32 protein-coding genes are annotated in these 25,190 nt (G+C 59.7%); 20 read left to right on the forward strand and 12 right to left on the reverse strand.

From position 1 onward, the window contains the following. Positions 1-85: 85 nt before the first annotated feature. The 8 genes from KW403_RS12715 (at position 86) to yihA (ending at position 6,293) form a co-directional block, all read left to right on the forward strand. Positions 86-712: an FMN-binding negative transcriptional regulator gene (locus KW403_RS12715; RefSeq protein ID WP_223019842.1), complete on the forward strand. Its 627-nt coding sequence runs from the start codon at positions 86-88 to the stop codon at positions 710-712. Positions 713-928: 216 nt separating this feature from the next. After that, positions 929-1,063: a 50S ribosomal protein L34 gene (gene rpmH / locus KW403_RS12720; protein WP_007009688.1), complete on the forward strand. Its 135-nt coding sequence runs from the start codon at positions 929-931 to the stop codon at positions 1,061-1,063. A 23-nt stretch (positions 1,064-1,086) separates the two neighbouring features. Beyond that, complete coding sequence (gene rnpA / locus KW403_RS12725) at positions 1,087-1,467, forward strand: ribonuclease P protein component (protein WP_065816320.1); 381 nt, start codon at positions 1,087-1,089, stop codon at positions 1,465-1,467. Beyond that, on the forward strand, positions 1,460-3,277 hold the full coding sequence (yidC, locus tag KW403_RS12730) for a membrane protein insertase YidC (protein ID WP_223019843.1): 1,818 nt from the start codon (positions 1,460-1,462) through the stop codon (positions 3,275-3,277). The genes rnpA and yidC overlap by 8 nt, the downstream gene beginning before the upstream one ends. Positions 3,278-3,445: 168 nt before the next feature. Further along, on the forward strand, positions 3,446-3,934 hold the full coding sequence (locus KW403_RS12735) for an anthrone oxygenase family protein (RefSeq protein WP_246637772.1): 489 nt from the start codon (positions 3,446-3,448) through the stop codon (positions 3,932-3,934). Between the two features lie 167 nt (positions 3,935-4,101). Next, the gene (locus tag KW403_RS12740; protein WP_223019844.1) at positions 4,102-4,740 is read left to right on the forward strand and encodes a CatB-related O-acetyltransferase; all 639 of its coding nucleotides are present in this window, start codon (positions 4,102-4,104) and stop codon (positions 4,738-4,740) included. A 109-nt stretch (positions 4,741-4,849) separates the two neighbouring features. Further along, complete coding sequence (locus KW403_RS12745) at positions 4,850-5,221, forward strand: hypothetical protein (RefSeq protein WP_223019845.1); 372 nt, start codon at positions 4,850-4,852, stop codon at positions 5,219-5,221. A gap of 394 nt (positions 5,222-5,615) precedes the next feature. Next, positions 5,616-6,293, forward strand: a complete 678-nt coding sequence (gene yihA / locus KW403_RS12750) for a ribosome biogenesis GTP-binding protein YihA/YsxC (protein ID WP_223019846.1) — start codon at positions 5,616-5,618, stop codon at positions 6,291-6,293. A gap of 11 nt (positions 6,294-6,304) precedes the next feature. On the opposite strand, the gene msrB is transcribed toward yihA, so the two are convergent. From msrB to KW403_RS12770, 4 genes are all read right to left on the reverse strand, one after another. Beyond that, entirely contained in the window at positions 6,305-6,814 is a 510-nt protein-coding gene (gene msrB, locus KW403_RS12755; protein ID WP_223019847.1) for a peptide-methionine (R)-S-oxide reductase MsrB, read from the reverse strand. Positions 6,815-6,960: 146 nt separating this feature from the next. Beyond that, on the reverse strand, positions 6,961-7,515 hold the full coding sequence (locus KW403_RS12760; protein ID WP_223019848.1) for a fasciclin domain-containing protein: 555 nt from the start codon (positions 7,513-7,515) through the stop codon (positions 6,961-6,963). Between the two features lie 124 nt (positions 7,516-7,639). After that, entirely contained in the window at positions 7,640-8,362 is a 723-nt protein-coding gene (locus KW403_RS12765) for an anti-sigma factor (RefSeq protein WP_223019849.1), read from the reverse strand. Continuing rightward, a complete protein-coding gene (locus KW403_RS12770) occupies positions 8,359-8,898 on the reverse strand; it encodes a sigma-70 family RNA polymerase sigma factor (RefSeq protein WP_223019850.1) in 540 nt (179 codons plus the stop codon). The genes KW403_RS12765 and KW403_RS12770 overlap by 4 nt, the downstream gene beginning before the upstream one ends. Before the next feature lie 193 nt (positions 8,899-9,091). Here KW403_RS12770 and argB point away from each other — a divergent pair, with 193 nt between their 5' ends. The 3 genes from argB (at position 9,092) to KW403_RS12785 (ending at position 11,015) form a co-directional block, all read left to right on the forward strand. Then, on the forward strand, positions 9,092-9,985 hold the full coding sequence (gene argB / locus KW403_RS12775; RefSeq protein WP_223022554.1) for an acetylglutamate kinase: 894 nt from the start codon (positions 9,092-9,094) through the stop codon (positions 9,983-9,985). Between the two features lie 204 nt (positions 9,986-10,189). After that, positions 10,190-10,585 (forward strand): MerR family transcriptional regulator, encoded by a 396-nt coding sequence (locus KW403_RS12780; protein ID WP_223019851.1) that lies wholly within the window; start codon positions 10,190-10,192, stop codon positions 10,583-10,585. After that, positions 10,575-11,015 carry a carboxymuconolactone decarboxylase family protein gene (locus KW403_RS12785; protein WP_223019852.1) on the forward strand — a complete coding sequence of 147 codons (441 nt, stop codon included), beginning with the start codon at positions 10,575-10,577 and terminating at the stop codon, positions 11,013-11,015. The genes KW403_RS12780 and KW403_RS12785 overlap by 11 nt, the downstream gene beginning before the upstream one ends. Positions 11,016-11,017: 2 nt before the next feature. Here the strand turns inward: KW403_RS12785 and KW403_RS12790 are convergent, their stop codons facing one another. Both KW403_RS12790 and KW403_RS12795 read right to left on the reverse strand, forming a co-directional pair. Further along, a complete protein-coding gene (locus KW403_RS12790) occupies positions 11,018-11,920 on the reverse strand; it encodes a DMT family transporter (RefSeq protein ID WP_223019853.1) in 903 nt (300 codons plus the stop codon). A 72-nt stretch (positions 11,921-11,992) separates the two neighbouring features. Further along, positions 11,993-12,175, reverse strand: a complete 183-nt coding sequence (locus KW403_RS12795) for a hypothetical protein (RefSeq protein ID WP_223019854.1) — start codon at positions 12,173-12,175, stop codon at positions 11,993-11,995. Positions 12,176-12,500: 325 nt separating this feature from the next. On the opposite strand from KW403_RS12795, the gene KW403_RS12800 reads away from it, so the two are divergent. Together KW403_RS12800 and KW403_RS12805 are read left to right on the forward strand one after the other, a co-directional pair. Then, complete coding sequence (locus KW403_RS12800; RefSeq protein WP_223019855.1) at positions 12,501-13,217, forward strand: pyrimidine 5'-nucleotidase; 717 nt, start codon at positions 12,501-12,503, stop codon at positions 13,215-13,217. Positions 13,218-13,222: 5 nt separating this feature from the next. Beyond that, the gene (locus KW403_RS12805; protein ID WP_223019856.1) at positions 13,223-14,125 is read left to right on the forward strand and encodes a DUF817 domain-containing protein; all 903 of its coding nucleotides are present in this window, start codon (positions 13,223-13,225) and stop codon (positions 14,123-14,125) included. Between the two features lie 20 nt (positions 14,126-14,145). Here KW403_RS12805 and KW403_RS12810 read toward each other — a convergent pair whose 3' ends face one another. Further along, positions 14,146-14,697: a copper chaperone PCu(A)C gene (locus KW403_RS12810; RefSeq protein WP_223019857.1), complete on the reverse strand. Its 552-nt coding sequence runs from the start codon at positions 14,695-14,697 to the stop codon at positions 14,146-14,148. Between the two features lie 522 nt (positions 14,698-15,219). Further along, positions 15,220-16,059 (reverse strand): LOG family protein, encoded by an 840-nt coding sequence (locus KW403_RS12815; protein WP_223022555.1) that lies wholly within the window; start codon positions 16,057-16,059, stop codon positions 15,220-15,222. Positions 16,060-16,203: 144 nt separating this feature from the next. On the opposite strand from KW403_RS12815, the gene dapD reads away from it, so the two are divergent. Genes dapD through KW403_RS12835 form a run of 4 tightly spaced genes read left to right on the forward strand, consistent with a single transcriptional unit; the run spans position 16,204 to position 19,280 of the window. Beyond that, positions 16,204-17,058, forward strand: a complete 855-nt coding sequence (dapD, locus tag KW403_RS12820) for a 2,3,4,5-tetrahydropyridine-2,6-dicarboxylate N-succinyltransferase (protein WP_223019858.1) — start codon at positions 16,204-16,206, stop codon at positions 17,056-17,058. A gap of 19 nt (positions 17,059-17,077) precedes the next feature. Then, a complete protein-coding gene (locus KW403_RS12825) occupies positions 17,078-17,449 on the forward strand; it encodes a DUF805 domain-containing protein (protein ID WP_223019859.1) in 372 nt (123 codons plus the stop codon). Between the two features lie 47 nt (positions 17,450-17,496). Continuing rightward, positions 17,497-18,684, forward strand: a complete 1,188-nt coding sequence (dapE, locus tag KW403_RS12830; protein WP_223019860.1) for a succinyl-diaminopimelate desuccinylase — start codon at positions 17,497-17,499, stop codon at positions 18,682-18,684. Positions 18,685-18,686: 2 nt separating this feature from the next. Then, entirely contained in the window at positions 18,687-19,280 is a 594-nt protein-coding gene (locus tag KW403_RS12835) for a transporter (RefSeq protein ID WP_223019861.1), read from the forward strand. Positions 19,281-19,319: 39 nt separating this feature from the next. Here the strand turns inward: KW403_RS12835 and truA are convergent, their stop codons facing one another. The 4 genes from truA to def form a co-directional block, all read right to left on the reverse strand. Next, positions 19,320-20,063 carry a tRNA pseudouridine(38-40) synthase TruA gene (gene truA, locus KW403_RS12840; protein ID WP_223019862.1) on the reverse strand — a complete coding sequence of 248 codons (744 nt, stop codon included), beginning with the start codon at positions 20,061-20,063 and terminating at the stop codon, positions 19,320-19,322. Between the two features lie 2 nt (positions 20,064-20,065). Next, entirely contained in the window at positions 20,066-20,569 is a 504-nt protein-coding gene (locus tag KW403_RS12845; protein ID WP_223019863.1) for a GNAT family N-acetyltransferase, read from the reverse strand. After that, positions 20,566-21,501 carry a methionyl-tRNA formyltransferase gene (fmt, locus tag KW403_RS12850; protein ID WP_223019864.1) on the reverse strand — a complete coding sequence of 312 codons (936 nt, stop codon included), beginning with the start codon at positions 21,499-21,501 and terminating at the stop codon, positions 20,566-20,568. The genes KW403_RS12845 and fmt overlap by 4 nt, the downstream gene beginning before the upstream one ends. 123 nt (positions 21,502-21,624) lie before the next feature. After that, positions 21,625-22,155, reverse strand: a complete 531-nt coding sequence (def, locus tag KW403_RS12855) for a peptide deformylase (RefSeq protein WP_223019865.1) — start codon at positions 22,153-22,155, stop codon at positions 21,625-21,627. A gap of 98 nt (positions 22,156-22,253) precedes the next feature. Here def and KW403_RS12860 point away from each other — a divergent pair, with 98 nt between their 5' ends. From KW403_RS12860 to KW403_RS12870, 3 genes are read left to right on the forward strand one after another with little or no spacing between them, the layout of a single operon-like run. Continuing rightward, positions 22,254-23,522, forward strand: coding sequence for a DNA recombination protein RmuC (locus KW403_RS12860; RefSeq protein ID WP_223019866.1), 1,269 nt, complete (start codon positions 22,254-22,256; stop codon positions 23,520-23,522). Positions 23,523-23,581: 59 nt separating this feature from the next. After that, a complete protein-coding gene (locus KW403_RS12865; protein ID WP_223019867.1) occupies positions 23,582-23,896 on the forward strand; it encodes an ArsR/SmtB family transcription factor in 315 nt (104 codons plus the stop codon). Between the two features lie 2 nt (positions 23,897-23,898). Continuing rightward, positions 23,899-25,134 (forward strand): MFS transporter, encoded by a 1,236-nt coding sequence (locus KW403_RS12870; RefSeq protein WP_223019868.1) that lies wholly within the window; start codon positions 23,899-23,901, stop codon positions 25,132-25,134. Positions 25,135-25,190: the final 56 nt, after the last annotated feature.

Genomic DNA, 25,190 nt, shown 5'->3' on the forward strand with positions numbered 1-25,190 from the left:
TTTCCTGTTGTGCAAGGCAGGTCTCTGTCTTTTTCTGCTCCCTCGTCTGCGCTAAAATCTGGCATTCTTCAGGGGATGAACCCGGATGTACTGCCCACCCGCCTTTCGAGAGGAAGAGTTGCCCGCGCTTCACGATCTGATGCGTGCGGTGCGGCTTGCCAATGTCGTGACTTCCGGTACCAGTGGGCTTCATGCAAGCCCTCTGCCGCTGTTTCTTGATGAGACCGATGGCCCATATGGCGCGCTCTATGGTCATCTCGCGCGCGCCAACGAGCAGTGGAAAGACACGCCGACGGGTGAGGCCTTGGCCATCTTCATGGGATCCGACGCTTATGTCACCCCGTCCTGGTATGCCTCGAAGAAAGAACACGGGAAGGTCGTGCCCACCTGGAATTACACCGTGGTTCAGGCGCGCGGGCCGATTGAATTCTTCGAGGATGAGGGGAGACTGCGCGGTGTGGTGGAACGTTTGACGTCTTTGCATGAAGCGGGTCGTCCGGAAATCTGGTCTGTCTCCGATGCGCCTGAAAAATTCATCAAGGGTCAGTTGCGCGGCATTGTCGGCCTGCGTCTTGCCATCACGAGCCTTGAGGGCAAGCGCAAGATGAGCCAGAATCGTAGCGCCGCCGATAGGGCAGGTGTCGCCGCGGGGCTTTCCGCGAGCGCGCGTCCGGGCGAACGGCTTGCGGCAGCGGAGATACCGCAGGGCTGATGCCGGCTTCCCGTTCAGGGTGAGACCCCTTGCCGCGATGGCAGCGCATTCGCGCCGTTTTGATTGACTCCGTGCATCCATGCTCCTATAAGCCCGGCCACGCTTGGGCCTTGCGTCCGGCGGCGCGTATTCGTGCCCTCGGTCGAGCCTTGAAAGCAAAGCTCCTGTTCATTGAAACAGAACTAAGAAGGGCCGCACTCCGCGGTATTAAAACAAATGAAGCGTACATATCAGCCTTCCAAGATCGTCCGTAAACGTCGGCACGGTTTCCGTGCGCGCATGGCCACCAAAGGCGGCCGTCGCGTGATTGCAGCCCGCCGCAATCGCGGCCGCAAGCGGCTGTCCGCATAAGGTTCGGAGGCGAGGCCGGAAAGATGACGGACCGGCCAGCCGTCCCACCCCCGGCGCGTCTGAAGAAGCGTGCCGAGTTTCTGGCCGTCCGTCGCGGTGAAAAGCGGCGTGGGCGGCTTTTTCTGCTGGAAGTGCTCGATCGCGGCGATCAGGACCCGCCACGGCTGGGCATTACAGTCACGAAGAAAGTCGGCAACGCGGTGGTTCGAAACCGCGTGCGCCGGCGGCTCAAGGAAGCCTGCCGCCTCCATGCGGTGCACGACATGGCCGCCGGCAAGGATTATGTGATCGTGGCGCGGCGTTCTGTGCTTGATGCGCCGTTCGCCTCCCTAAAAGACGAGCTTTCCCGTCGCATTGGAGAAACCGATGCCGGGCGTGGAAAGGGCAAGGACATCGATGGATAACAATCGCAATTTTCTCATCACGATCGCGCTGTCCGTGTTGATCCTGACGCTCTGGCAGGTGTTCTACATGAACCCCCGGATCGAAGAGCAGCGCGAGGCGGCCCAGATTGAAGAACAGCAGGCAGCAGAAACGGCCCCGGCCACTGCGTCTTCGAGCGGTGAGAACAGCGATATACCTGCACCTTCTGGCGGCGAGGGTGCTGTGCCTGGCTCCGCCAACCCATCGGCTGCGCCACTTGACCGTGCCGCAGCCGTAGCCGGTAGCGCACGTGTGAAGATCGAGACGCCGCGTATTTCCGGTTCGATCAATCTGACGGGTGCGCGTCTCGATGACCTGCTCCTCAAGGACTACCGGGTGACCGTTGAGAAGGATTCACCCAACATTCAGCTTCTGAACCCCTCGACTGGCCCTGATGGCTATTATGTTGAGACGGGTTACGTTGGTGGTGAGGCGGCCGGTACGTTGCCCGGTCCTTCGACCGAATGGACGCTTGCCGAAGGCGAAACGCTCACGCCGTCGAGCCCCGTCACGCTCTCCTACACCAATGAAAAGGGCCTGACTTTCCAGCGCACTTTCTCGGTCGACGAAAACTATATGTTCGCGGTCTCCGACACGGTGGAAAACGCCTCCGGTGCTGCCGTGGCACTGCGCAACTACGGCCGTACCACCCGCATTGGGACGCCCCAGACCTCCGGCATCTACATCCTGCACGAAGGCCTGATCGGCGTGACCGGCGATGAGGGCTTGCAGGAAATCGACTATTCGGATGTCGAAGAGGAAAAGCGCATTACACCTGCGAAATCCTCTGACGGCTGGCTTGGCATCACCGACAAATATTGGGCTGTGACCATGGTCCCGCAGAATGGCCGCGAGTTCCAGCCGCGCTACACCTATTCGGGCGACGGCAAGCAACGCTACCAGGCCGATTATCTGACCGACGAGATCACGGTTGACGATGGTGCTTCCGCCACCAGCGAGCTTATGGTGTTCGCCGGTGCCAAGGAGGTCAATGTCGTCGATGCTTATGAAGAAGACCGCGGCATCCGCCAGTTTGAACTTCTGATCGACTGGGGCTGGTTCTACTTCATCACCAAGCCGATGTTCTATCTCATCGACTGGCTGTTCAAGCTGCTTGGCAATTTCGGCGTGGCCATCCTTGCAACCACGGTCGTTGTGAAGCTCATCTTCTTCCCGCTCGCCAACAAGTCCTACAAGTCCATGGCGAACATGAAGAAGGTCCAGCCTGCCATGATGGAAATCCGCGAGAAATACGCGGATGACAAGATGAAGCAGCAGCAGGCGATGATGGAGCTCTACAAGAAAGAGAAGATCAATCCGATCGCCGGTTGCTGGCCGATCCTGATCCAGATTCCGGTCTTCTTCGCGCTCTACAAGGTGCTCTACGTCACCATCGAGATGCGACACGCGCCGTTCTTCGGCTGGATTCAGGACCTTTCGGCGCCCGATCCCACGTCGCTCTTCAACCTGTTCGGCCTGTTGCCTTATGACGTGCCATCATTCTTGATGATTGGCGTGTGGCCGCTGATCATGGGCATCACAATGTTCCTGCAGATGCGCATGAACCCGACGCCGCCCGATCCCACGCAGGCTATGATCTTTAACTGGATGCCGGTTGTTTTCACCTTCATGCTGGCCACGTTCCCGGCAGGTCTGGTGATCTACTGGGCATGGAACAACTTCCTCTCGATTGTCCAGCAGGGTGTGATCATGAAGCGCCAGGGCGCCAAGATCGAACTCTGGGATAATCTGGCAGGTCTGTTCAAGAAAAAGCCCAAACCGGCCGAATAGTCGGAATAGAAGGAAGGGGCCTGCGAAAGCGGGCCTTTTTCTTGTCCTCTGCCGCTCCGGATGGATATCTGTCCCACCTGCATTGGCAGTAAATGTCGGGAGCTTTTTGCCTATCTCTGACGCGATCCGGGAGAATTGAGTACGCTCTCGTGAAACGGAGAGATCGCTGTGGCTGACAGACTTGTTTTCGCGTTCGTGTTTCTCGCCACGCTGGGTGCCGGTGTCATGGCGGGTTTTTTCTTCTCATTCTCAAACACGGTGATGCAGGCTCTTGGGCGGGTCCCTCTCCCGGCGGGCATTCAGGTGATGCAGGCCATCAATGCCACCGTGCTCAACCGGGTTTTCTTCGCGGCGTTCTTCGGCACGGCAGTGCTTGGCATTGTGTTTTGCGTTCTTTTCCTGTTCGGGCTTGTGCCTTCCCGCGGGCTCTGGCTGCTCTTCGGGAGTGTTGCGTATCTGGTCGGCACCTTTCTTGTCACGGTCATGTTCAACGTGCCCATGAACGAGACGCTGGCAAAGGTTGATCCGACTTCAACGCAAGGGGCGGAAGTGTGGCGTGAATATCTCTCCCGATGGGTGATGTGGAACCATGTGCGCGCGCTCGCCTCCCTGGTCGCGCTCGCAAGCTATGCGATGGCGCTGGTTCAGTGGGTGTGATTGCTGTCCTCCCGTATTTCCGCTAAGGACAGAATCTGCACCAAGGGAGTTGCCTCGATGATCAAATAAGGGGACCGAAGCACACGCCGCCGGGACTTGAGGTCCGGCCCTTTACCGTTTTGACGGAGGCGGTGGGTTATTCCCCTGTTTTGACCAAGGAGGTCCTCATGCATGGACCTGATCCGGCAACGCCATACCCGATGGCGGGCTTTCCCAGAGCCATTTTTCTTAAGAACTTCATCACCCGGCCTAACATCGAAGTGGGAGACTTTTCCTACTACGACGATCCCGTGGGCGCCGAGCGTTTCGAGGAACGGAATGTCCTTTATCATTTCGACTTTCTCGGCGATCGACTGGTTATCGGCAAGTTCGTGGCCATCGCCCACGGCGCCACATTTGTGATGAACGGGGCCAACCATCTGATGACTGGCTTCTCCACCTTCCCGTTCAATATCTTCGGCCATGGCTGGGAGGAGGGTTTTGATGGCCAGGTTTATCTCGAGCATAGCCGCGGCAACACCACCGTGGGCAGTGATGTGTGGATCGGACGGAAGGCGCAGATCATGCCGGGCGTCACTATTGGAGATGGAGCCGTGATCGGGGCCCGTGCCGTCGTTGCCTCCGATATTCCGCCTTACGCCATCGCCGTGGGCAACCCGGCGCGCGTTCTGCGTCTGCGCTTCGCGCCCGAGACGGTGAGGACTCTGGTGGACATCGGTTGGTGGGATTGGCCGGTAGACAAGATCAGTCGCAACCTTGCAGCGATACGCGGTGCCGATCTCGATGCCCTTGAAAATGCCGTCTAACAGGAATGCCCGGCGGCATCATTAAACTTGACAGTTTTGGTATAGTATTGTGTTTGTGTCTTCGGTCGTGTCGCTTATCCGGTCGACCGGAGGCCGAGAGGTAACTGCCATGATGCATCTGAGCCCGATTGAAGAGTTTGCGTCTCATCATGCCTGTGAGGCTGATGAACTCGAACGCCACCGTGGAAAATTCCTGCGTGTAGAGCGGCTGCGGTCCAAGGTGCAGGCCGCCAAGCGTGCAGCCGCCGAGAGCCTTTCACGCGCGAATGAGACGCCGGAGCCGCATGATGGCAGCAACATGATTTTCGTTGCTCTCTTCGATACCCACTGTCGGGACCGCGAAGCGCTCTTCGAGGCGATGCGGGAGCTGGACGAGGCCTGCGGCGAATTGCACGTTATGACGGGCGGTATGCGAGCGTTCGAGGGGGCCATGCGCGGTCCTTCTGCACACTTACCAGGACTGATTGGAGCCCGTGAGTGAGTTTGAACGCCGTCGCGAACAGGCGCGCACACATGTAAAAATTCAGATGATGAAGGAAATGAGCGCGGTCATGCACCGAACCGGTCTGGCGCCATTGGCCGTGATGTGCGAAGCCGCACGCCCATCAGAGACATCTATCGCGAAACAACCCACGCGCATTGCGAACCGTCCTGCGGTCCCTGCGGATGGCACCCAGAGGAAGCGGTTGACCTCGAACGTCTCAGGCGGGCTCTGCATGAAGCTGGCCGTGACCCTCGATCAAGCCGTCTCAGCGCAATGCAGGCTCTCGGCACCACTTGAGTGACCTTCGCAACACGGTTTCAACAACAAGCGCAGTTGACAAATGCCCCGTCAGTCTTGATGCCGTGATGTGAACGGCAATGGAGATGATGGCGTGAACGCATCACACGATGGCGCAGCCGCCGGCAAGGCGCAAATTAAACCCGGGATATTCCTGCGGCCGTGGGTTTTCCTGCGTGGTGCCCCGGCCATGAAATTTCTGCCACCTGAAGGACCACCCGAGGTGGCCTTCGCCGGGCGCTCGAATGTGGGCAAGTCATCGCTCATCAATGCGTTGATCGTACAGCGCGGCCTGGCCCGTACATCCAACACGCCCGGCCGCACCCAGGAACTGAACTTCTTTGTGCCCGATGGCTATTCGGGCGCGGACGGCGATCTTCCGCCCATGGCGATCATAGACATGCCCGGCTACGGATTCGCCAAGGCGCCCAAGGCGCAGGTGGACGCCTGGACCGAAATGGTTTTCGACTATCTCAGGGGGCGTGTCACGCTGAAGCGTGTCTTCCTGCTGATTGATGCCCGCCATGGCATCAAGACGAATGACGAGGAGGTCATGGACCTGCTCGACAAGGCGGCAGTATCCTATCAGGTGGTGCTGACTAAAATCGACAAGATCAAGCCGCCGGCGGTTGAGAAACTGCTTGCCGCAACCGAGGCGCAACTGAAGAGGCGCGCAGCCGCATTTCCTGAGATTGTCGCAACCTCATCGGAAAAGGGCCACGGCATGGACGAACTGCGCGATGCGATCGCCCGCGCGGTGACCGACGGCTGAATGCCAAGCCTCTAGCTCGGCATTGTAGCGCCTGGTTTGAACGTTAACGCCACGCCGTTGATGCAGTGACGTTTGCCGGTCGGCGCGGGGCCGTCATCGAAGATGTGCCCCTGGTGGCCGCCGCAGCGTCGGCAATGGCATTCGGTACGCGTCATGAAAAGCGAATTGTCGGGCTTGGTGCCGATGGCATCCGGCAGCGCTTCCCAGAAGCTCGGCCAGCCGGTGCCCGAATCATATTTTACCTCGGATGAATAGAGCGGCAGGTCGCAGCCGGCGCAATGGAAGAGACCGGCACGCTTCTCATTGTTGAGCGGACTTGTGAAGGCGCGTTCCGTCGCCTCCTGCCGCAGCACCGCAAACTGCTGGTCGGTGAGGATCGCGCGCCATTCCTCTTCAGTCTTTGTGATCTCGAAGGATTCGGCCCTGGCGCTGCCTCCGGGGCGGTCGCGCAGCACAAAAGCGCCGCCTGCCAATGCTACCAGCGCGCCTGCCGTGCCATAAAGAAAGTTGCGACGTTTCATCGTATTACTCCTGTGCACTGTCGGTGCGCCTTTTGATGCTCCGGACGTTAAGTCGAAGGGCCATCACCTCAAAGTCAAGTCCGTGTGAGGTGCGAGGGGCGGCGCTGTACCGCCCCCCGCCGTTCCGGGAGCCCCACCGGAATCAATCAGCTCTTGGGCAGAAGAACCGTATCGATCACGTGGATGACGCCATTCGACTGATCCACATCAGCAATTGTCACGGTGGCGACGTTGCCGTTCTCATCGGTCAGGGTGATCTTGTCGCCGTCCATCTTCGCTTCGAGCATGCAGCCGCCCACAGTCTTGACCGGGTGGTTGCCGCCATCATCGGCGATCATCTTGCCGATGGCGCTCGACATGGCTTCCGTTGCCACCACGTGGCAGGTCAAAACCGTGGCAAGCGTTTCCTTGTTCTCCGGTTTCAGAAGCGTTTCGACCGTGCCGTCGGGCAGCTTTTCAAAAGCGGCATTGGTGGGGGCAAACACGGTGAAAGGCCCTTCGCCCGACAGCGTATCGACCAGATCAGCAGCCTTCACGGCAGCAACCAGAGTGGTGTGGTCTTTCGAATTGACTGCATTCTCGACAATGTTCTTGTCGGCATACATGGCCGCGCCGCCAACCATCGGGTTCTCGGCCAGAGCCGTGCCTGTGAACGCGAGAGCAATCGAGCCGGCGAGAATGGAAGCAGTGATCTTACGCATGTTAGAACTCCTCAGGTCATTTATGGGACCGCCATCCTGGCCAGTCCGTTTTGGGAACATGAGGAGACACGGAGGGGCTCTCCGGGAAGTTTCAAAAAAACTGATTATTTTTTGAAGACCGAAATCAGATGTCGCGCAAATCGCCGAGTGCGACCACAGGTCCAGTGGGTGTGCCATCCGGCGAACCGCCCAGTGGCTCGGTGGTGATGGCAAACACGGCGCCGGCTTCGATGGCAGCGCCAAGAGCCTCGCTCAACGCCACATGAACGCTGGATCCGACCGGAATGACCCCGAGAGATACTGGCGGATTGTCGCCCTCGATCGCCCAGAGCTCGAAATCGCGCCCATCGGGCCGCGCGCCTGAAACATGGGAGAGCGCCACGTCGCGCTTGGTGCCGTCATAGACCGCAAGATAACGCACATCGGTGTCGTCATGGGCGAGCGAGGCAACGAAACGCTGTTCCTGGAGCGGCTGATTGCCGAAAGGCAGGTTCGTGTAGGTGAGGGCGACATAAGCCACCAATGCCACAAGCGCAGCCATGGCAGCGCCGCGCCAGAAAGCGAGGCTCGACCACAGGCCTGGTCTCTCCGCAGCCGTTCGAGCGCCGAAAAGCCGTGCGTCGATAAGAGATTTTGCGTTTGCGGGAGGCTCCGCCGATTCATAAGCATCTGCCATGGGTGCAAGCTGTGCCTCCCACGCTTCCACTAAGCGTGCAAATTCACCTTCCGTTTCGATACGGCGGGCGGTGGTCGCGCGCTCGTGGGCTGCCAGAACGCCAAGCACATATTCGGCCGCGACGAGATCATCGTCGCGACCATCGGGTCCGTTTTCGTCTGCCACCGTCATCGTTCTAGGCATTCCCTGAGCTTCAAGAGGCTGCGCCGCAGCCACGTTCGCATCGTGTTGAGCGGCACATCGAAATGGGCCGCAAGTTCGGCGTAACTGTCGCCGTCAAGATAGGCACCACGCACAGCCTTGGCGCGATCGGCTTCCAGTTCGCCAAGACAGGCGTCGATAAGCCGTCGCTCACTGCCGGCTTCCGCCTGGCTTTCCGGGCTGGGCTGCGGATCGGCAATCGCCTGCGCCTCATCCAGTTCCGCGGCGGGTGCCTTGCGCGCCCTCAGCCTGTCAATCGCGTGATTGCGCGCCACGGCCACCAGCCAGGTTATCGGGCTGAGATCCGTTGCTGCAAACCGGTCTGCCTTGGTCCAGATCTTCACATACACGTCCTGCAGTGCCTCTTCGGCCTCTGCCCTGTCCTTCAAGACACGCAGGCAAACGCCGAAGAGTTTCGCACTCGTGTGGCGGTAAAGCAGATCGAAAGCCGCACGCTCCTTGAGCGCGGTGCGAAAGATCAGCTTCGTTATCTCATTCGGAGTCATTGTTGGAGACTAGGCGCAAACGGCATGGTGGGAAAGGCGAAGAAACGAGGGAGTTATGGCGCGTCGAGGAAAAGGCAAGTCCGCAGCCTACCGTTCGCGCACGCAGCTTTTTACCGCCTGACCAGCAAGATCGTTTCACTTGCAGCGAAAAATGCTTTATGAAACCGCCGTTTTGACTTTGGGGAACAACACGATGACGGACATGACGGAAACCGCTGAAGCTCAGGCCCGCTTCCTTTCGGCGGCACTGCCTTATATGCAGCGTTATGAAAACAAGACCATCGTCGTGAAATATGGCGGCCACGCCATGGGCGATGCGGCCCTTGGCCAGGCGTTCGCCCGTGACATCGCGCTCCTGAAGCAGTCCGGCGTCAGCCCCATCGTCGTCCATGGTGGCGGCCCGCAGATCGCGGCCATGCTCAAGAAGATGGGCATCGAATCGAAATTCGAGGGCGGCCTTCGCGTCACGGACGAGAAAACCGTCGAGATCGTGGAGATGGTTTTGGCCGGCTCCATCAACAAGGAAATCGTGGCGCTTATCAACGCCGAGGGCGAGTGGGCCATCGGTCTCTGCGGTAAGGATGGCAACATGGTCTTCGCCGAAAAGGCTCACAAGACCGTGGTCGACCCCGATTCAAACATCGAGCGCGTGCTCGATCTCGGTTTCGTTGGCGAGCCGGTGGAGGTCGACCGCACATTGCTGGATCTCCTTGCTCATTCAGAGATGATCCCCGTCATAGCTCCTGTGGCGCCCGGCCGCGACGGCCACACCTATAACATCAATGCCGACACGTTTGCCGGGGCGATTGCCGGCGCCGTGCGCGCCACGCGCCTTCTGTTTCTCACCGATGTGCCTGGCGTGCTCGACAAGGACAAGAAGCTGATCGACGAGCTGACGGTCGCCGAAGCCCGCTCCCTCATCAAGGATGGCACGATTTCCGGCGGCATGATCCCCAAGGTGGAAACTTGTATTCAGGCCATCGAGCGCGGTGTGGAAGGCGTGGTCATCCTCAACGGCAAGACCGCGCATGCGGTTCTGCTCGAGCTTTTCACCGAGCACGGCGCAGGAACGCTGATCGTTCCGTGAGGGTGAGTTCTCGAGAAAAATCGAAAACACGCTTGACCTGGAGTTCACTCCAGAAAGTAAATGCATATGTGCACACAATGGAGATGCACATATGCAAGAGCACACCGTCATCGAACGGTTTCTTGAGGCATTAAAGGCAAGCGGCGTCGAAAGAGCCTGCGCCTTTGGGGCTGAGGATGCGCTGCAGCCCGTGCGGGAGGCCGCATGAAGATTGGCGAAGTCGCAAGACGCACCGGTCTGAGCATCGACACGCTGCGCTATTACGAGAAGCTTGGTCTCATCGATCCGCCCTGGCGGCAGGGTGGTCAGCGTGCTTATGACGAAAACATCATCGCATGGCTGAAATTCATCAGATTGTTGAAAGCCACCGGAATGCCGCTTGCCGATGTGGAGACCTATGCTCGTCTACGTCGTGACGGCGAGCGCAGCTCTGTTCAGCGCCGCGAGATGCTGGAACATCAGCGCATGGTGGTGTTGGCGAAGATCGATGAACTTAAGGCATGTGTCGAACTGCTCGACCACAAGATCATGAATTATGCCGAGATCGAAATGCGCCACCGCGCCGAGGACGGCCTCAAGGAACAGACTTATGACCATTGAGAACACGATTGGCAACGAAGTGGCGCTGTCGGCCCTCGAACAGGGGCGTGAGATTGCGGCAAAGCTCAATCCCGAGCTCGAGACGATTTTGGCCCAGCGCTATGATGACGCTCTGCCGGGGTTGGCGGAAACGCTGATCGAAAGTGCCTATGGCCGCTTCTATGCTCGCGAGGGTCTCGACCTGAAAACGCGCCAGCTTGCCACTGTGGCGGCGTTGACTGCGCTTGGTGGACAGACGGCCCCGCAACTCAGGGTCAACATCGAACATGCGCTTGCGGCGGGTGCTGCCGAGCGCGAGATTCTGGAAGTCATTCTGCAGATGGCCGCCTATGGTGGCTGGCCGGCGGCAATCAACGGCCTCAATGCGGCGCTCGGGCTCTTCGCAGAACGAACAGAGTCGTCGGGGGCTTCCGCTTGGGATGGGCAGTAGCCCTACAAAAGCACTAGCAGCAAGATCCCCGCGACAATCAGCAGGCAGCCCGCCACTTCCGTGCGGTTGATGTGTTCGCGGAAGAAGAAAACGGAGGAGGCGAAGGCGAAGATCATCTCGATTTGCGCCAGCGCCTTCACCACCGCTGCTTGCTGGAGGGTCATGGCGCTGAACCAGCCGAGCGAAGCCGCCGCGCCGACAAAGCCGACGAATAGCGATGGCTTCCAGGCCTTCGCGATCCGCCCGACCTCCGCGCGGTCGCGCCAGAGCATCCAGGCAAGCATGATGACGGTCTGAAAGGTGATGGTCACGGCAAGCGTCGTGGTCGCTTGCATCACGTAATTGGGTCCACCCAGAGAGAGTGATGCGGCACGATAAGCCACAGCCGTGATCCCGAACAGGGTGCCGGACGCAAGGCCGATAAGGGCTGTGCGGCTGATGAGCGAACCGAACAGATTGCCCCAGCTCATAGGCACGCGCGCCACCGAGATAAGCATCACGCCGACCACCGTGACGGCGATGGCGATCAATGCTCCGAAGCCGGCGACCTCGCCAAGAAGCACAAGGCCGAAGATCGCCGCTTGCGCCGGCTCGGTGCGCGAATACGCGGTGCCGACCGCAAAATTGCGGAAGGAGAAGAGATAGATCAGTAGGAATTGCGCGGAAATCTGCCCCAATCCACCGAGCATTGTCCAAGCGAAAAAGGTCCCGTGGAGCTCAGGGAACTCGAAGCCGGCCGCAAAGTGAAGTGCGAGCCAAAGCGCTAGCGCGAACGGCATGCCGAAGCCGAAGCGAACGAAGGTCGCTCCGGTCGTGCCCATGACGCCTTTGAGGTGCTTCTGCCCGACGGATCGCAGGTTTTGCAGAAAGGCTGCGGCAATGGTGATGGGGATCCACAATTCCATGCTGCGTTTTCTGCAGCCCTCGCGCCAAACGCGCAAGGGCGCAGATCTGTGAAGCTGGTATACCAGTTCGGGCTACCTCAAAGGCTGGGTTCGTTCGGCATCTGCCGGGTAATGAAGGCAGGGGTCGAGACTTGCGTGGTCGGCATCGATCTGATTCAGCGTTCCACTCAGCACCACACGATCACCCGCTTGGCATATGTAGATTTCATAGATCACGCACACCACTTCGGGATCGAGCGTTTCGTAGATAAGCATTCAGCCGATTAAGCCGTCGTTCTCCACCGCGCGCACTTCACTCAACACGTCAATGGTGATTCACTCATCGTTTTTGGAATCGAGTGCTGGCAAGCTTGTCGCGCAATTGCGCACACGTTGCTTCGAAGCTCGGCTCAGGTTGGGCGAGAAACGCCGTGGCGAAAGCGAACATCGTAAGGCGAAGGCAAATATGGTGCGTTCCGACCATGGAAATCATCAATAAGTTGCGATAGCGGCACGGTCCTTTTGCATCGTGGCGTTTGATCGAAGCGGAAAAACCTGCTGGCTGATTGCGATGAACCGGTCGGCTCTGGCATAAGGGGCCATGACAAAACAGCTCTCGGCCGACCGCATTTCAGCAGATCGCTTTTCCCACATTACCGATTGGGTGTTCGATCTCGACAACACGCTTTATCCACATCACAGCAATCTGTTTTCACAGATCGACGTCAAGATGACGGCGTATATGACAGATTTGCTGCAGATGGAGCATGAGGAAGCCAGAAAACTTCAGAAACAGCTATATCTGGAATATGGAACCACGTTGAACGGGCTGATGAAGCGTTACGACATCGACCCGGATGATTTTCTCGAGAAGGTGCACGACATCGATTATTCGTGGCTCGACCCCAATCCGGCGCTTGGCGATGCGATCCGCGCGCTGCCGGGCCGCAAGTTCATCTTCACCAATGGCGACCGGGGACACGCCGAGCGCACAGCCCGTCAGCTCGGCGTACTCGATCATTTCGATGACATATTCGACATCGTTGCGGCCGGTCTTCTTCCGAAGCCGGCTGCCGCAACCTATGACAAGTTTGTCGCCCTGCATCGGGTGGTAGGCAGGAACGCAGTCATGTTCGAGGATCTCGCGCGCAATCTGGCAGTGCCGAAGAAACTAGGTATGACGACAGTTCTGGTCGTGCCAAACAATTTCGAGCCGACTTTCACCGAGATATGGGAGCAGGACCCGAACGAGGAAGACGATGTCGACTTCGTCACAGACAACCTCGCGGAATTTCTCGAAACGGTTATGAAGGTCTGACTCCGATGCGGCGCTTCACGTCCTTTGAAGCACGTATCGACACCATTGCGCATCGCGTGCTCGACAGCTTGCCTGCACACGGCCTGGCGGGCGCTCTGGTTGAATTCGCCGTGTTTGGATTGAAACAGGCATGGGCTTGCCTTTTCGGCGGGCTACTGCTCGCGCTCATCATCGCGACTCATTATCTGTGGCCGCGGAACGCCTTTCTGGCGCGTTACGATTTTCTGTTTCTAGCAGCGCTTGCCATACAGGTTCTCATGCTGGCCGCTCGCCTTGAACAGCCATCCGAAGCCAAGGTCATCCTTATTTTCCATGTGGTCGGTACGGTGATGGAGGTCTTCAAGACTTCAGCGGGTTCATGGGTCTATCCTGAGGAAAGCGTATTCCGCATCGCCGCTGTGCCGCTCTTCTCGGGTTTCATGTATGCCGCCGTGGGATCCTATCTCGCGCGCATCAGCCGGATTTTCGACATGCGCTATACCCGCTATCCGGCGTTCTGGATGACATTGGTTCTGGCCGCGGGGATTTATGTGAACTTTTTCGCCCACCACTATACGATTGATGTGCGTTATGGTCTCTTTGCGGCCACGGTGCTGCTTTTTGCACGCACCACCGTGCATTACCGCGTGTTCCGGTTTCGCCATCGAATGCCGTTGCTGCTCGGCTTTCTGCTGGTGGCATTGTTCATCTGGTTCGCGGAGAACATCGGCACCTGGTCCCGCGCCTGGATCTATCCCGAGCAGTCTGGTGCATGGACACCGGTTTCCATTTCCAAACTGGGCTCTTGGTATCTCCTAATGATCATTTCCTTCGTTCTGGTGTCCGTGGTTCACCGCCCTCGAACGCCTGATGAAGTTCGGTTGGAAGATGTTCGGGCCAGCGCCGGCCATGCCGACGCCGCCCTGTAGCAGATACCCGCGCTCCGGCGTTAGTGGTTGTGCCCCCCATCGGAGGCTTTATCGCGGGCAGGGCCCGTCATCAGCTCCATATCGACCGTGCCCGCCTTTTCGAAGCCGAGCGTCAGTGGTATGGCCTCACCCTCTTGAAAACCTCTTTCCACCTGCATGAACATCACGTGCAGGCCGCCTGGCTCCAGTGTTACCGTTTCGCCGGCAGGTATCGTCAGACCGTCCTTGACCGGGCGCATGACCATGACATCGTTGTTCATTTCCATGGTGTGCACTTCCACCTTGCCTGCGCGGGTGGAGGTCAACGACACCAAAGTGTCATCGACTGCACCGGTATTTTCTATGGTCATGTAACCGCCGCCTGAGGGCTGGCCGGGCAGCATGGCACGCACCCGCGCGTGTGAAATCTTCAGATCACCGACCTGGACCGCGTGATGGGATTGGTGACCGTTGGTCCTTTCGGTACTCTCTACCTTTGAAGAATGGTGGTGATCATCCGTGCCATGGGCAGCGGCGCTCGATACGAGCAGTGGAAGTGCGGCGGCTGCCGCGATAAATCTGTTTGAAAGCATGGGTTTGCCTTTCCTGACTGAGCTTTACACTGCCGGAAAATCCGGACTTGAAAGATCAGACAGGGGCGGGGGGGGCGCGAATGGCGTGCGCTGTATCGCTGGAAGGTGTGGTGCGTACCCGTTCTTTCCAATGGGACAAAACGGCACCGCTTTCCCGCCGTACGGGAAGTATCAGAACTGGAGTATGCGGTGTGGCCGATGAGAGCTGGAACCCGCATGCATGGCCACTCAAGCAGAGCGGACAATCAGCCGCGCGGGGATGCGCGCGACTGTCATCGGAAACCGAGCCGATCCCGTGGGTGGTGCATATGACAAGGCCATAGGAGGCCGGTGCAGTCGCAGCCAGGGCCAGTGGCTGCAATAGCCCCATAAGCAGTGAGACAAAGCCAACGGCCGCGAAAAGCTTCGCATCGCAGCGCAGGCTCTCAAACCAGCTTGTGTTGCAAGGGCATCGCGTCATTCGCGAATGCCTAGCTGATTGGCGTCCGTGCCGCCAGCCCCCCCATGCTGCGGCATGGAAGCTCAGAGTTCGTAGAACCCCGAAATCTTGGCCCAGGCCTCCTCTGCCGTGTCGACAAAGGTGATCAGCTCGTCGTCGCCGGGAGAAATCGTACCCTGTTCCGCCAGGAAGGCCAGATCAATCGCACCCTCCCAGAATTCCTTGCCGAAGAGCACCACGGGTACCCGCTCCATGCGGCCGGTCTGGATCAGTGTCAGCGTCTCGAACAATTCGTCCATCGTGCCAAACCCGCCGGGGAACACCGCGACCGCCTTCGCCCGCATCATGAAGTGCATCTTGCGGATCGCGAAATAGTGGAAGTTGAAGCAGAGTTCCGGCGTCACATAGGGGTTGGGCGCCTGCTCGTGCGGCAATACGATGTTGAGGCCGATTGAAGGCGCACCGCAATCGGCAGCGCCGCGATTGCCCGCTTCCATCACGCCAGGCCCTCCGCCCGTCACCACCACGTATTCACGGTAATAGGATTTGGCTGATTCTTCAGAGCACAACCGCGCAAAATTGCGGGCTTCCTGATAGTATCGGCTGTTCTTCTCGAGGTTCTTTTTCTGCGTCTCGTTCTTGGCAGCCCAGGCCTCGCCACCCGGCTCGGGCAAGCGTGCGCCGCCGAAAAGGATCACCGTGGACCGAATGCCGCGCTCCGCAAGCGCCATTTCCGGCTTCAGAAGTTCCAGCTGCAGACGCACCGGACGCAGCTCGCGCCGAGTCATGAAGTCCTCGTCGTCCCAGGCCAGACGATAGGTTTCCGCGCGCGTTTGCGGTGTGTCGGGCACTTGCCGCGAACGGCGCAGATCCTCGTCTGAATGCGGTAGAGGGGTCCAGCCGTTCTCGTCTTTCGAATCCATCGTCATTTATCCGTCCGTTGGCGCGTCCCCGCGCGATCCCGAGATTGACCCTTGGTGACGCTTCGCATAGTTTCCGCGCCGACCTGGGGCCTTTTCCAAAACTATGGCTGAGCCCTTAACAGCTTGTTCAATGGAGCCGCAAGCATGACGAGTATGGATGTCGCCGCGCTGGAAACAACAATCGAAAAGGCATTTGACGAGCGCGACGGCGTTTCAACCGATACCCGCGGAGAGATCCGCGATGCGGTGGAAGCCTCGCTGCAACTGCTCGACAGCGGCAAGGCGCGTGTGGCAGAGCGCCAGGCAGATGGCTCCTGGAAGGTGAATCAGTGGCTGAAGAAGGCCGTCCTGCTGTCTTTTCGCCTGAACCCGATGCAGGTCATCAAGGGCGGCCCAGGCGATGCCGTCTGGTGGGACAAGGTGGCTTCGAAGTTCGATGGCTGGAGCGCCAACGAGTTCGAGAAGGCCGGCTTCCGCGCCGTTCCTAACGCCGTTGTGCGTCACTCCGCCTATGTCGCACCCGGCGTCGTTCTGATGCCGTCCTTCGTCAATCTCGGCGCCTATGTGGGCGAGGGCACGATGGTCGACACCTGGGCCACCGTCGGCTCCTGCGCCCAGATCGGCAAAAACGTGCATCTTTCGGGCGGGGTCGGCATCGGCGGCGTTCTGGAGCCCATGCAGGCCGGCCCCACCATCATCGAGGACCACTGCTTTATCGGCGCGCGCTCGGAGGTGGTCGAGGGCTGCATCGTGCGCGAAGGCTCGGTGCTGGGCATGGGCGTCTATATCGGAAAGTCCACCAAGATCGTCGACCGCGCCACGGGCGAAATCTTCTACGGTGAAGTTCCGCCCTACTCGGTGGTCGTCGCCGGCTCCATGCCCGGCAAGCCCATGGGCAATGGCGAAGCAGGCCCGGGCCTCTACTGCGCCGTCATCGTCAAGCGTGTCGATGAAAAGACGCGCTCCAAGACGTCGATCAACGAACTCCTGCGCGATTGACGAGCGGCGGAGAAACGCAATGCCCAAGGGACAGATCGCCTGGCTGTTTTTCGGCTTTTCCGGACGGGTAAGCCGCGCCGCGTTCTTTCTGGCAGGCATGCTTCTGGCTGTCCTGCAGGCCTTTGCGCTCTATCGATTTACCCTGGCGCCGGAGGGTAGCGGCGCCAGCGGCATGTGGGCCCTGCTTTTCTGGGGGATTTTCTTCGTCTCGGTCTTCTCGTCCGTGGCTCTGGGTGTCAAGCGGCTGCATGATTTTGGCAAGCCGGGCATTTTCGCCGTTTCGCTCTTCATCCCGATGGTATCGATCCTCGCCTTCATCGTGCTTTGTCTTTATCCGGGCGATGCTGGCGCGAATGAATATGGCGATCGGACAAACGCGCCGAAGCAATAGAAGGTTTGCCGCGTGACAGGCACGACCTGTTGGATTATCCCTTGCGCATGACACTGCCGACAGATCCCGCCGCCAATCTCGCCGAACTCATCCGCTGTCCCTCCGTCACACCGGTGGAAGGGCAGGCGCTTTCCGTGCTTCAGGGCATGTTGAAGGCGCTCGAATGCATGGTCGAACGCCCGGTCTTTTCCGAAGAGGGCACGCCCGACATCGAAAACCTCTATGGCAAGCTCGCCGGCCAGGGCTCGCATCTCATGTTTGCCGGTCACACCGATGTCGTGCCGCCCGGCGATGAGGCAGCCTGGAAACATCCGCCCTTTGCCGCCGCCATCGCCGATGGCCAGATGTACGGCCGGGGCGCGGTTGACATGAAGGGTGGCATAGCCTGTTTCGTCGCCGCACTTGCGCGTTATGTGGAGGCCCACGGCAAGCCGAAAGGCTCCGTCTCTTTCCTCATCACCGGCGACGAGGAAGGCCCGGCGCTCAACGGAACGATCAAGCTTCTCGAATGGGCCGTGGAGCGTGGCGAAAAATGGGACGCCTCGATCGTTGGCGAACCCACCAATCCCGACAGGCTCGGCGACATGATCAAGATCGGCCGGCGTGGTTCGCTCACCGGTCGCATCACCGTCAATGGCCGTCAGGGGCACGTTGCCTATCCGCACCGGGCGGACAATCCAGTGCCGGGCCTCATGCAATTGCTTGAAGCGCTGCTTGAGACCCCCTTCGACGAAGGCACGGCCGATTTTCAGCCGAGCAATCTGGAAGTCACCACGGTCGATGTGGGCAACACCGCCACCAATGTCATCCCGGCCAGGGCCACGGCGGTTTTCAATATCCGCTTCAACGACACGTGGAGCGTGGAAAGCCTGCAAGCCGAAATTCATAACCGTCTCGACCGTGCGGCAGAGGAAAATCGTCTGCGCAAGGGCATCGACCAGCCGGTCGATTTCGATATCGACTGGCTTGGCCGCCCGAGCCCCGTTTTCCTGACGCGCGACGAAAAACTGGTTGAAACCCTGTCGGCTTCGGTCGAGTCGGTGGTCGGCTCGCGTCCACAACTCTCCACCTCCGGCGGCACATCGGATGCGCGTTTCATTAAGGATTACTGTCCTGTGGTGGAGTTCGGCCTCGTCGGCCAGACCATGCACATGGTCGATGAGCGGGTGGCGCTGTCTGACCTCGAAACCCTGACGCAGATCTATCTGCGTTTCCTAGAAGATTGGTTTGGCTGACGATGCCTTCATTCGCCGAGATCCAGCAATATCTTGCCGGTGTTTGGCGCTTGATGATGGGGCGGTCTGAAGGCCTTCGCCTGCTTGATCTGTCGGCGGACGGTTTCTGGAATTCGTTCTTCGCTATCCTTGTTGCCTTTCCGCCCATGGTGGTGGGGTGGGCGGCGATCTCAAATGAATTGGCGGGCATCGAAATCTTCACCTCCCGCTTCTCGCTGTTCACGCGGTTGATGTTGACGGACCTGGCCACCTGGATTCTGCCCTATGCTATCCTAGCGCTTGCAGCGCGTCCGGCCGGCATTGCCGATCGGTTTGTGCACTACGTCATTGCAAACAACTGGGCGTCCGCGCTGTTTGCCTGGGTAACACTCCCGGCTATGCTCATGCGGCTGCTGTTTCCCGAGGCTGCGGATCTTGCAAATCTCGTCACCTTCCTGATCTTCCTTGCGACGATGGTGCTTTCTTGGCGGCTTACAAATGCCGCCATCGGCAAAGGACCAGTTGTCGCTACAGCTGTCTTCGCAGCCATGTTTGCCGCTTCGCTCGCTATTCTGTTCACGTTCGAAGGACTGCTCGGGCTCACGCGTGCCGGATAGGCGAAGCTGGCAGCGGCTCGCGGTCAAGCCACGGGCGGATCAATAATCCACACGCGTCAGGTAAAGCCCGTGCGGCGGAGCGACCGGACCGCATGCCTTGCGGTCGCGGGCTTCGAGCGCCCGGGTCACGTCGTCGGCGCTCCAGCCGCCTTCGCCCACCCGCTTCAGCGTGCCTGCAAAGGAGCGCACCTGATTGTGCAGAAAGGAACGGGCCGAGGCGCGGATTTCCACGAATTCGCCGTTGCGCGTTACTTCCAGCTTTTCCAGTGTCTTGATCGGACTTTTTGCCTGACACTGAGCGGCGCGGAACGTTGTGAAATCATGGGTTCCCACCAGCCGCTGCGCCGCCTCGTGCATGGCTTCCGCATCGAGCGGTGCCGCCACATGCCAGGCATGGGCGCGGTCAACGGTCAGGGGCGGGCGGCGGTTGTGAATGCGGTAGAGATAGTGCCGGGCTTTTGCGGAAAACCGCGCGTCGAAATCATCGGGCACCTGCGCGGCCTCGATCACGGCCACCGTTTGCTCGGCCATTGCAAGATGCGCATTGATTGCGTTCTGCACGGTCCGCGCAGACCATTCACGCGAGAGGTTGAAGTGGGCCACCTGCGCCAACGCATGAACCCCAGTGTCGGTGCGCCCTGCTCCGAAAAGCGTCACCGCCTCACCGGAAAAGGCGGCAATGGCATTCTCAATTGCCGCCTGCACCGAATGGTGTGTGGCCTGCCGCTGCCAGCCGAAATAGGGTCCGCCATCATACTCGATGTCGATGCGGAAGCGCGCCATCGTCAAAGCCTGCCAAAGGCTGAAGCATAAACGAGTTTTCCTGTGCTGGGTGCGTCATCACCCCAGCGCACGGCTTGCAGCGCCTCGCACTGATACGCGCTCTCGAATTTTGCTGCATCTTCATGCCGATAGCCGAAGCGGCCATAATAAGCGGGCTCGCCCAGGACAACAGATAGTGTTTCGCCGGTGTTGATCAAATGCCGATGGGCCTCCTCGACAAGCCGCGCAGCAATACCTTGCCGCTGATGGGCAGGTGAAACGGCAAGCGGGGCTAGTGCCACGGCGGGATAGCGGGCGTCGCCGATCACCACATGAAGGCGCGAGAAGAGCACATGACCGCACACCACGCCTTCGGTTTCAGCCACGAGCGATAGAACCACGTCTCCATCGGCACGCAGCGACTGAACAAGGCCTGCTTCACCATCGCCATCAAAGGCGGCAAGCAGCAGGGTATGGATCGCGTCGCGGTCGCCTTCAGTCTCAGGTCGTATATGCAATGCGCTCATGGAAGCACGGTTCCTTTCTTAAGCTTTGCGCCGCGGAGGAATTCGACGGCCTGCATGGGTTTGCCACCGGCGCGCTGTATTTCGGTCAGTCGTACCGCGCCTTGGCCGCAGGCGATCTTCAAGGCCTCGTCCAGCACTTCGCCGGGGGTGCCTTTGCCCTCCGCGCGTTGTGACCGTATAAGTTTGACGCGTTCGGGCTTGCCGCCAAACGAGATTTCGCACCAGGCACCGGGAAAGGGCGAAAGCCCGCGAATGTGGTCGTGAACCGAGCGGGAGGTGCGCATCCAGTCAACGCGGGTCTCGGCCTTCAGGATCTTCTTGGCATAGGTCGCGCCTTCACCCGGTTGTGGTGTCAGCGTCAATGAACCCTTTTCGAGCGCTTCCATGGCCTCGACTATCAGGTCAGCACCTGCATCCTTCAGTACATCATGAAGTTCACCGCCGGTCATGTCGGGCGTGATGGCCACGCGTGTCGTCATCGCGACGGGACCGGTGTCGAGCCCTTCGTCCATCTTCATAACCATCATGCCGGTCTCGGTATCGCCGTCCATGATCGCGCGTTGGATGGGGGCAGCCCCTCGCCAGCGGGGGAGAAGCGAGGCGTGTCCGTTGAAGCAGCCAAGCTGGGTACCGTCCAGAATGGGCTTTGGAAGTAGAAGTCCGTAAGCCACCACGATGGCGGCGTCGGCTTCAAGCGCTGCAAACGCAGCCTGCTCGTCCTCGCCCTTGAGCGATTTCGGGGTTCGCACTTCGATGCCGAGCGATTCTGCGGCCTGATGAACCGGAGATTTGGTGAGCTCCAGTCCTCGCCTTCCGGCAGGTCGCGGCGGCTGCGAGTAGACGGCGACGATTTCGTGTCCTACCTCAGCCAGCGCCCGAAGAGTGGCAACGGAAAAATCCGGAGTACCCATGAAGATGAGACGAAGTGCCATGCAGCGTGTCCGATGCGTTCAGTCAGTCAAACGAGCGCACCCGCGCTCCTGCGGTGCTTGAAGCGGATTTATCCGCTTCCGGTCAAGCCCCGCAGCGCCAATTGCCTCACATGGGCAGATTGGTCAGCCGACCATGCGCGCGGGCGGGCGGTCCTTGGCGAGTTTCTTGAACTTGCGCACCACCATGTCGCGCTTGAGTTTCGACAGATAATCGATGAACAGAACACCGTTCAGATGGTCGATCTCGTGCTGCAGGCAGGTAGCGAGAAGGCCGTCGGCTTCCACGGTCTGCTGCTTGCCGTCCAGATCGAGATAGTTGACCGTGACACCTGCAGGCCGCTCCACTTCCGCGTAGTAATCGGGGATGGAAAGGCATCCTTCCTCATGCACATTGCGCGCATCGGAACTGGCCACGATCTCGGGATTGATCACCACCATGGGCGCAGGCTCTTCGTCCTTTTCCGAAACGTCGATCACCAGCATGCGCAAGGGTTCGCCCACCTGAACGGCGGCAAGGCCAATGCCTGGCGCGTCATACATGGTTGCCAGCATGTCGTCGGCAAACGTTCGTAACTGATCATCGAAGCGCTCGACCGGTCTGGAGGTCTCGCGCAGGATCGGGTCGGGAAGAAGGACTAGCGGTTTAATCGTCATGGCGTTCAGGTAAGCCCTGCCTGTGAGAACGTCAATACAGAACACTTGTTCACGTTTTGGTCTTATGGAGGCATCACGAATCGTCTAGAGTGCCGGCCATGAACGAGATGTCCGATATTTTTTCAACGCCCGTGGCGCAGCTCGGTGCCAGCACGCTCACGCTTGGCCAGCTTCTTCTGGCCGTCGGTTTCCTGCTTTTTGTCCTGATGATCGCGCTGGTCGCTGGGCTTTGGCGCGCGGCGCGCGCGCGGGCGGTGGCCGCGGCAGAGGCTGCCCAGCACGCCCGCGATGCCGAGGCGCGCATGGCCGAACTCACCCGGGCGCAGGCCGAGCTTCAGGGGCGCATGGGCTCGATCGCCGAGGTGTTCGGAAGTCGGCAGGCGGAATTGACCAAGGCATTGTCGGAACGACTTGACGGCATGAGCTCGCGGCTCGGCCAGTCCATTACCGAACAGACCAAGTCGACGCATGAGAACCTTTCAAAGCTGCAGGAGCGGCTGGCGGTGATCGACACGGCTCAGAACAACATCCAGTCGCTCGCCGGTCAGGTGGTGCAGCTTCAGCAGATCCTCTCCAACAAGCAAACGCGCGGCGCCTTCGGCCAGTCGCGCATGGAGGCGATCATCGCCGACGGCCTGCCGCATACGACCTATGAGTTTCAGGCAACACTTTCCAATGGCAGCCGGCCCGACTGTGTCGTCAAGATGCCCAATGATGCGCCATCACTGGTGATCGATGCCAAGTTCCCGCTCGAAGCGTGGAATGCCATCCGCGCCGCATCCGAAGGTGAGGGCGGTAGCCCCGAAGCCCGAAAAGCCGCAGAATCGGCGTTTCGCCGTGACGTGGAAGTGCACATCAAGGCGATCTCGGAGAAATATCTCCTGACCGGCGAGACGCAGGACACGGCCTTCATGTTCGTGCCATCGGAATCCATTTTCGCCGAGATCCACGAGAATTTCGAAAACCTTGTCCAGAGGGCGCATAGGGCCCGCGTGGTGATTGTTTCGCCGTCACTGCTCATGCTTTCGATCCAGGTCATTCAGGCCGTTCTCAAGGACACGCGCATGCGTGAGCAGGCGCATTTGATCCAGGCAGAGGTTGTGCGCCTGATGGAGGATGTCGGCCGGCTGGATGACAGGGTCCGCAAGCTGCAGACCCATTTCATGCAGGCGAACAAGGACATCGACATGATCCTCACCTCGACCGACAAGGTCACCAAGCGCGGGGCGAAGATCGAGGCGCTGGAGCTGGGTGCCGGCGAGGCGGAGAAGTCCGGCGCTAGCGACAATCGCCTCGGGCCCAAGAAGTCGAATGACGATGGCGGACCGGGCTCCGGTCAGCTGCGGCTGCGCGTCGTCGATGAGTAGTTCGAATATTTTCGAACTAGTGTTGACGATGTATTGGCGACGCATTAGGCCTTCGTGTCATGGAACACGAAACAGCCTCCGGCCAGCTTGAAGCACTGGGCAATCCCATTCGGCTCCGTATCTACCGTATGCTGGTTCGTGCGGGCGAAGAGGGCATGGCCGTTGGCGGGCTTCAGGAGCGAGTGGCCATGCCGGCCTCCACGCTGTCGCACCATTGCAAGAAGCTTCTGGAAACCGGCCTGATCACGCGCGAACGCCGCGGCACCACATTGATCTGCCGAGCGCACTACCCTGCCATGCACGCTTTGATCGGCTACTTGGCCGATGAATGCTGCGCTGACAGCGGCTCCAGTGCTTCCCGCGGAGAGCACTGATCATGGCGCAAGCTTTGACCGCACAGCCTGGATATCGGCGTATGATCACGGCACTCGGCATTGCCCAAATCTGCTCGTGGGGCTCGATTTTCTACAGTTTTCCCTTGATCGCAGAAGCGATGCGAACTGATCTCGGCTGGTCCAAACCTCTGCTTTACGGCGGTGCGACGGCGGGGCTGGTGCTGGCCGCACTTGCAGCCTATCCCGTGGGTGCGGCGATCGACCGAGGGCAGGGTCGCTGGGTGATGAGTGGTGCGTCGCTCATGGCCGGGTTGCTCTATCTTCTCTGGTCTCAGGTTGACAGCATAGCCCTCTTCTACACCGTTGTTCCGCTACTTGGCGCACTGCAGGCGGCCACACTCTATGAACCGGCCTTCGCTGTGCTCGCCCGCCGCGTCGGCGCATTGGAGGCGCGGCGCGCAATCACCGCGCTCACGCTTTGGGGCGGCTTCGCCAGCACCGTGTTCGTGCCGCTGGTTCAATGGCTTATCGACATGCTCGACTGGCGCGGCGCGCTGGTGGTGCTCGGCGCCATCAACGCCTTTGTCTGCGCCAGCCTCTATTTCGCGGTGATCGATCCATCAAAGGACAGGCCCGTGGAACCGGCAAAAGAAACCGGGAAGCCGGCCCTTGCCGGCCGCGCTGCCGTGTCCTGGGCCTTTCGCCAACCGGTTTTCTGGGCGCTGGTCCTTTTTCTCGTGCTTTATGCCGGGGTCTTTTCCAGCCTCAGTTTCCATCTTTATCCGCTGCTCCTGGAACGGGGGCTGACTGCTGGCGAAGTCGTCAGCATCGTGGCGGTCATTGGTCCGGCGCAGGTCGCGGGCCGCATAGCCATCTGGACTTTTGCTCCGGAAGCACCGGTGCGCCGCATCGGTGCGATCATGGTCGGCGTGTTCCCGCTGGTGCTCCTCGGCTACGCTTTCGCACCGCCGCAAATGTTTGTAATTGCTGCCATTGCCGCATTCTATGGTGCTGCCAATGGCATGATGACCATCGTGCGCGGGCTTGCCGTGCCGGAAATGCTGAGCCGCGAGGCCTATGGCGCGATCAATGGCGCGCTGATCACCCCGTCCCGCATGGTGGAGGCGGTTGCACCTCTGGGCGTTGCCGCCTTGTGGGCGGCAAGCGGCGGTTATGACCTCTATCTTTCGCTCGCCTTCGCGGCGACACTGGTCATGGTCGGTGCGTTCTGGACGGCCTCATTCATGGCGCGCCCAAAATTCCCGAAAACCGCCTGAAACGGGAAAATTCCGTTTCAATTCGCGGATTCTTCCGGAATTCCAGTCGAAATGGC

Origin of the sequence: Nitratireductor kimnyeongensis (assembly GCF_019891395.1) — a bacterium.
In the GTDB taxonomy this organism is placed as follows: Bacteria; Pseudomonadota; Alphaproteobacteria; order Rhizobiales; family Rhizobiaceae; genus Nitratireductor; species Nitratireductor kimnyeongensis.

Excerpts from the sequence above, each read along its gene's own strand:
- KW403_RS12785 (WP_223019852.1), top strand. The coding sequence starts at position 10,575 with ATGACCATTGAGAACACGATTGGCAACGAAGTGGCGCTGTCGGCCCTC.
- rpmH (WP_007009688.1), top strand. The coding sequence starts at position 929 with ATGAAGCGTACATATCAGCCTTCCAAGATCGTCCGTAAACGTCGGCAC.
- def (WP_223019865.1), bottom strand. The coding sequence starts at position 22,155 with ATGACGATTAAACCGCTAGTCCTTCTTCCCGACCCGATCCTGCGCGAG.
- KW403_RS12845 (WP_223019863.1), bottom strand. The coding sequence starts at position 20,569 with ATGAGCGCATTGCATATACGACCTGAGACTGAAGGCGACCGCGACGCG.
- KW403_RS12825 (WP_223019859.1), top strand. The coding sequence starts at position 17,078 with ATGCCCAAGGGACAGATCGCCTGGCTGTTTTTCGGCTTTTCCGGACGG.
- dapE (WP_223019860.1), top strand. The coding sequence starts at position 17,497 with ATGACACTGCCGACAGATCCCGCCGCCAATCTCGCCGAACTCATCCGC.
- KW403_RS12795 (WP_223019854.1), bottom strand. The coding sequence starts at position 12,175 with ATGCTTATCTACGAAACGCTCGATCCCGAAGTGGTGTGCGTGATCTAT.
- dapD (WP_223019858.1), top strand. The coding sequence starts at position 16,204 with ATGACGAGTATGGATGTCGCCGCGCTGGAAACAACAATCGAAAAGGCA.
- KW403_RS12865 (WP_223019867.1), top strand. The coding sequence starts at position 23,582 with ATGGAACACGAAACAGCCTCCGGCCAGCTTGAAGCACTGGGCAATCCC.
- KW403_RS12870 (WP_223019868.1), top strand. The coding sequence starts at position 23,899 with ATGGCGCAAGCTTTGACCGCACAGCCTGGATATCGGCGTATGATCACG.
- KW403_RS12805 (WP_223019856.1), top strand. The coding sequence starts at position 13,223 with ATGCGGCGCTTCACGTCCTTTGAAGCACGTATCGACACCATTGCGCAT.
- KW403_RS12715 (WP_223019842.1), top strand. The coding sequence starts at position 86 with ATGTACTGCCCACCCGCCTTTCGAGAGGAAGAGTTGCCCGCGCTTCAC.
- KW403_RS12770 (WP_223019850.1), bottom strand. The coding sequence starts at position 8,898 with ATGACTCCGAATGAGATAACGAAGCTGATCTTTCGCACCGCGCTCAAG.
- KW403_RS12740 (WP_223019844.1), top strand. The coding sequence starts at position 4,102 with ATGCATGGACCTGATCCGGCAACGCCATACCCGATGGCGGGCTTTCCC.
- KW403_RS12765 (WP_223019849.1), bottom strand. The coding sequence starts at position 8,362 with ATGACGGTGGCAGACGAAAACGGACCCGATGGTCGCGACGATGATCTC.
- fmt (WP_223019864.1), bottom strand. The coding sequence starts at position 21,501 with ATGGCACTTCGTCTCATCTTCATGGGTACTCCGGATTTTTCCGTTGCC.
- msrB (WP_223019847.1), bottom strand. The coding sequence starts at position 6,814 with ATGAAACGTCGCAACTTTCTTTATGGCACGGCAGGCGCGCTGGTAGCA.
- KW403_RS12860 (WP_223019866.1), top strand. The coding sequence starts at position 22,254 with ATGAACGAGATGTCCGATATTTTTTCAACGCCCGTGGCGCAGCTCGGT.
- rnpA (WP_065816320.1), top strand. The coding sequence starts at position 1,087 with ATGACGGACCGGCCAGCCGTCCCACCCCCGGCGCGTCTGAAGAAGCGT.
- KW403_RS12780 (WP_223019851.1), top strand. The coding sequence starts at position 10,190 with ATGAAGATTGGCGAAGTCGCAAGACGCACCGGTCTGAGCATCGACACG.
- argB (WP_223022554.1), top strand. The coding sequence starts at position 9,092 with ATGACGGACATGACGGAAACCGCTGAAGCTCAGGCCCGCTTCCTTTCG.
- KW403_RS12760 (WP_223019848.1), bottom strand. The coding sequence starts at position 7,515 with ATGCGTAAGATCACTGCTTCCATTCTCGCCGGCTCGATTGCTCTCGCG.
- KW403_RS12790 (WP_223019853.1), bottom strand. The coding sequence starts at position 11,920 with ATGGAATTGTGGATCCCCATCACCATTGCCGCAGCCTTTCTGCAAAAC.
- yidC (WP_223019843.1), top strand. The coding sequence starts at position 1,460 with ATGGATAACAATCGCAATTTTCTCATCACGATCGCGCTGTCCGTGTTG.
- truA (WP_223019862.1), bottom strand. The coding sequence starts at position 20,063 with ATGGCGCGCTTCCGCATCGACATCGAGTATGATGGCGGACCCTATTTC.
- KW403_RS12815 (WP_223022555.1), bottom strand. The coding sequence starts at position 16,059 with ATGGATTCGAAAGACGAGAACGGCTGGACCCCTCTACCGCATTCAGAC.
- KW403_RS12800 (WP_223019855.1), top strand. The coding sequence starts at position 12,501 with ATGACAAAACAGCTCTCGGCCGACCGCATTTCAGCAGATCGCTTTTCC.
- KW403_RS12835 (WP_223019861.1), top strand. The coding sequence starts at position 18,687 with ATGCCTTCATTCGCCGAGATCCAGCAATATCTTGCCGGTGTTTGGCGC.
- KW403_RS12810 (WP_223019857.1), bottom strand. The coding sequence starts at position 14,697 with ATGCTTTCAAACAGATTTATCGCGGCAGCCGCCGCACTTCCACTGCTC.
- KW403_RS12745 (WP_223019845.1), top strand. The coding sequence starts at position 4,850 with ATGATGCATCTGAGCCCGATTGAAGAGTTTGCGTCTCATCATGCCTGT.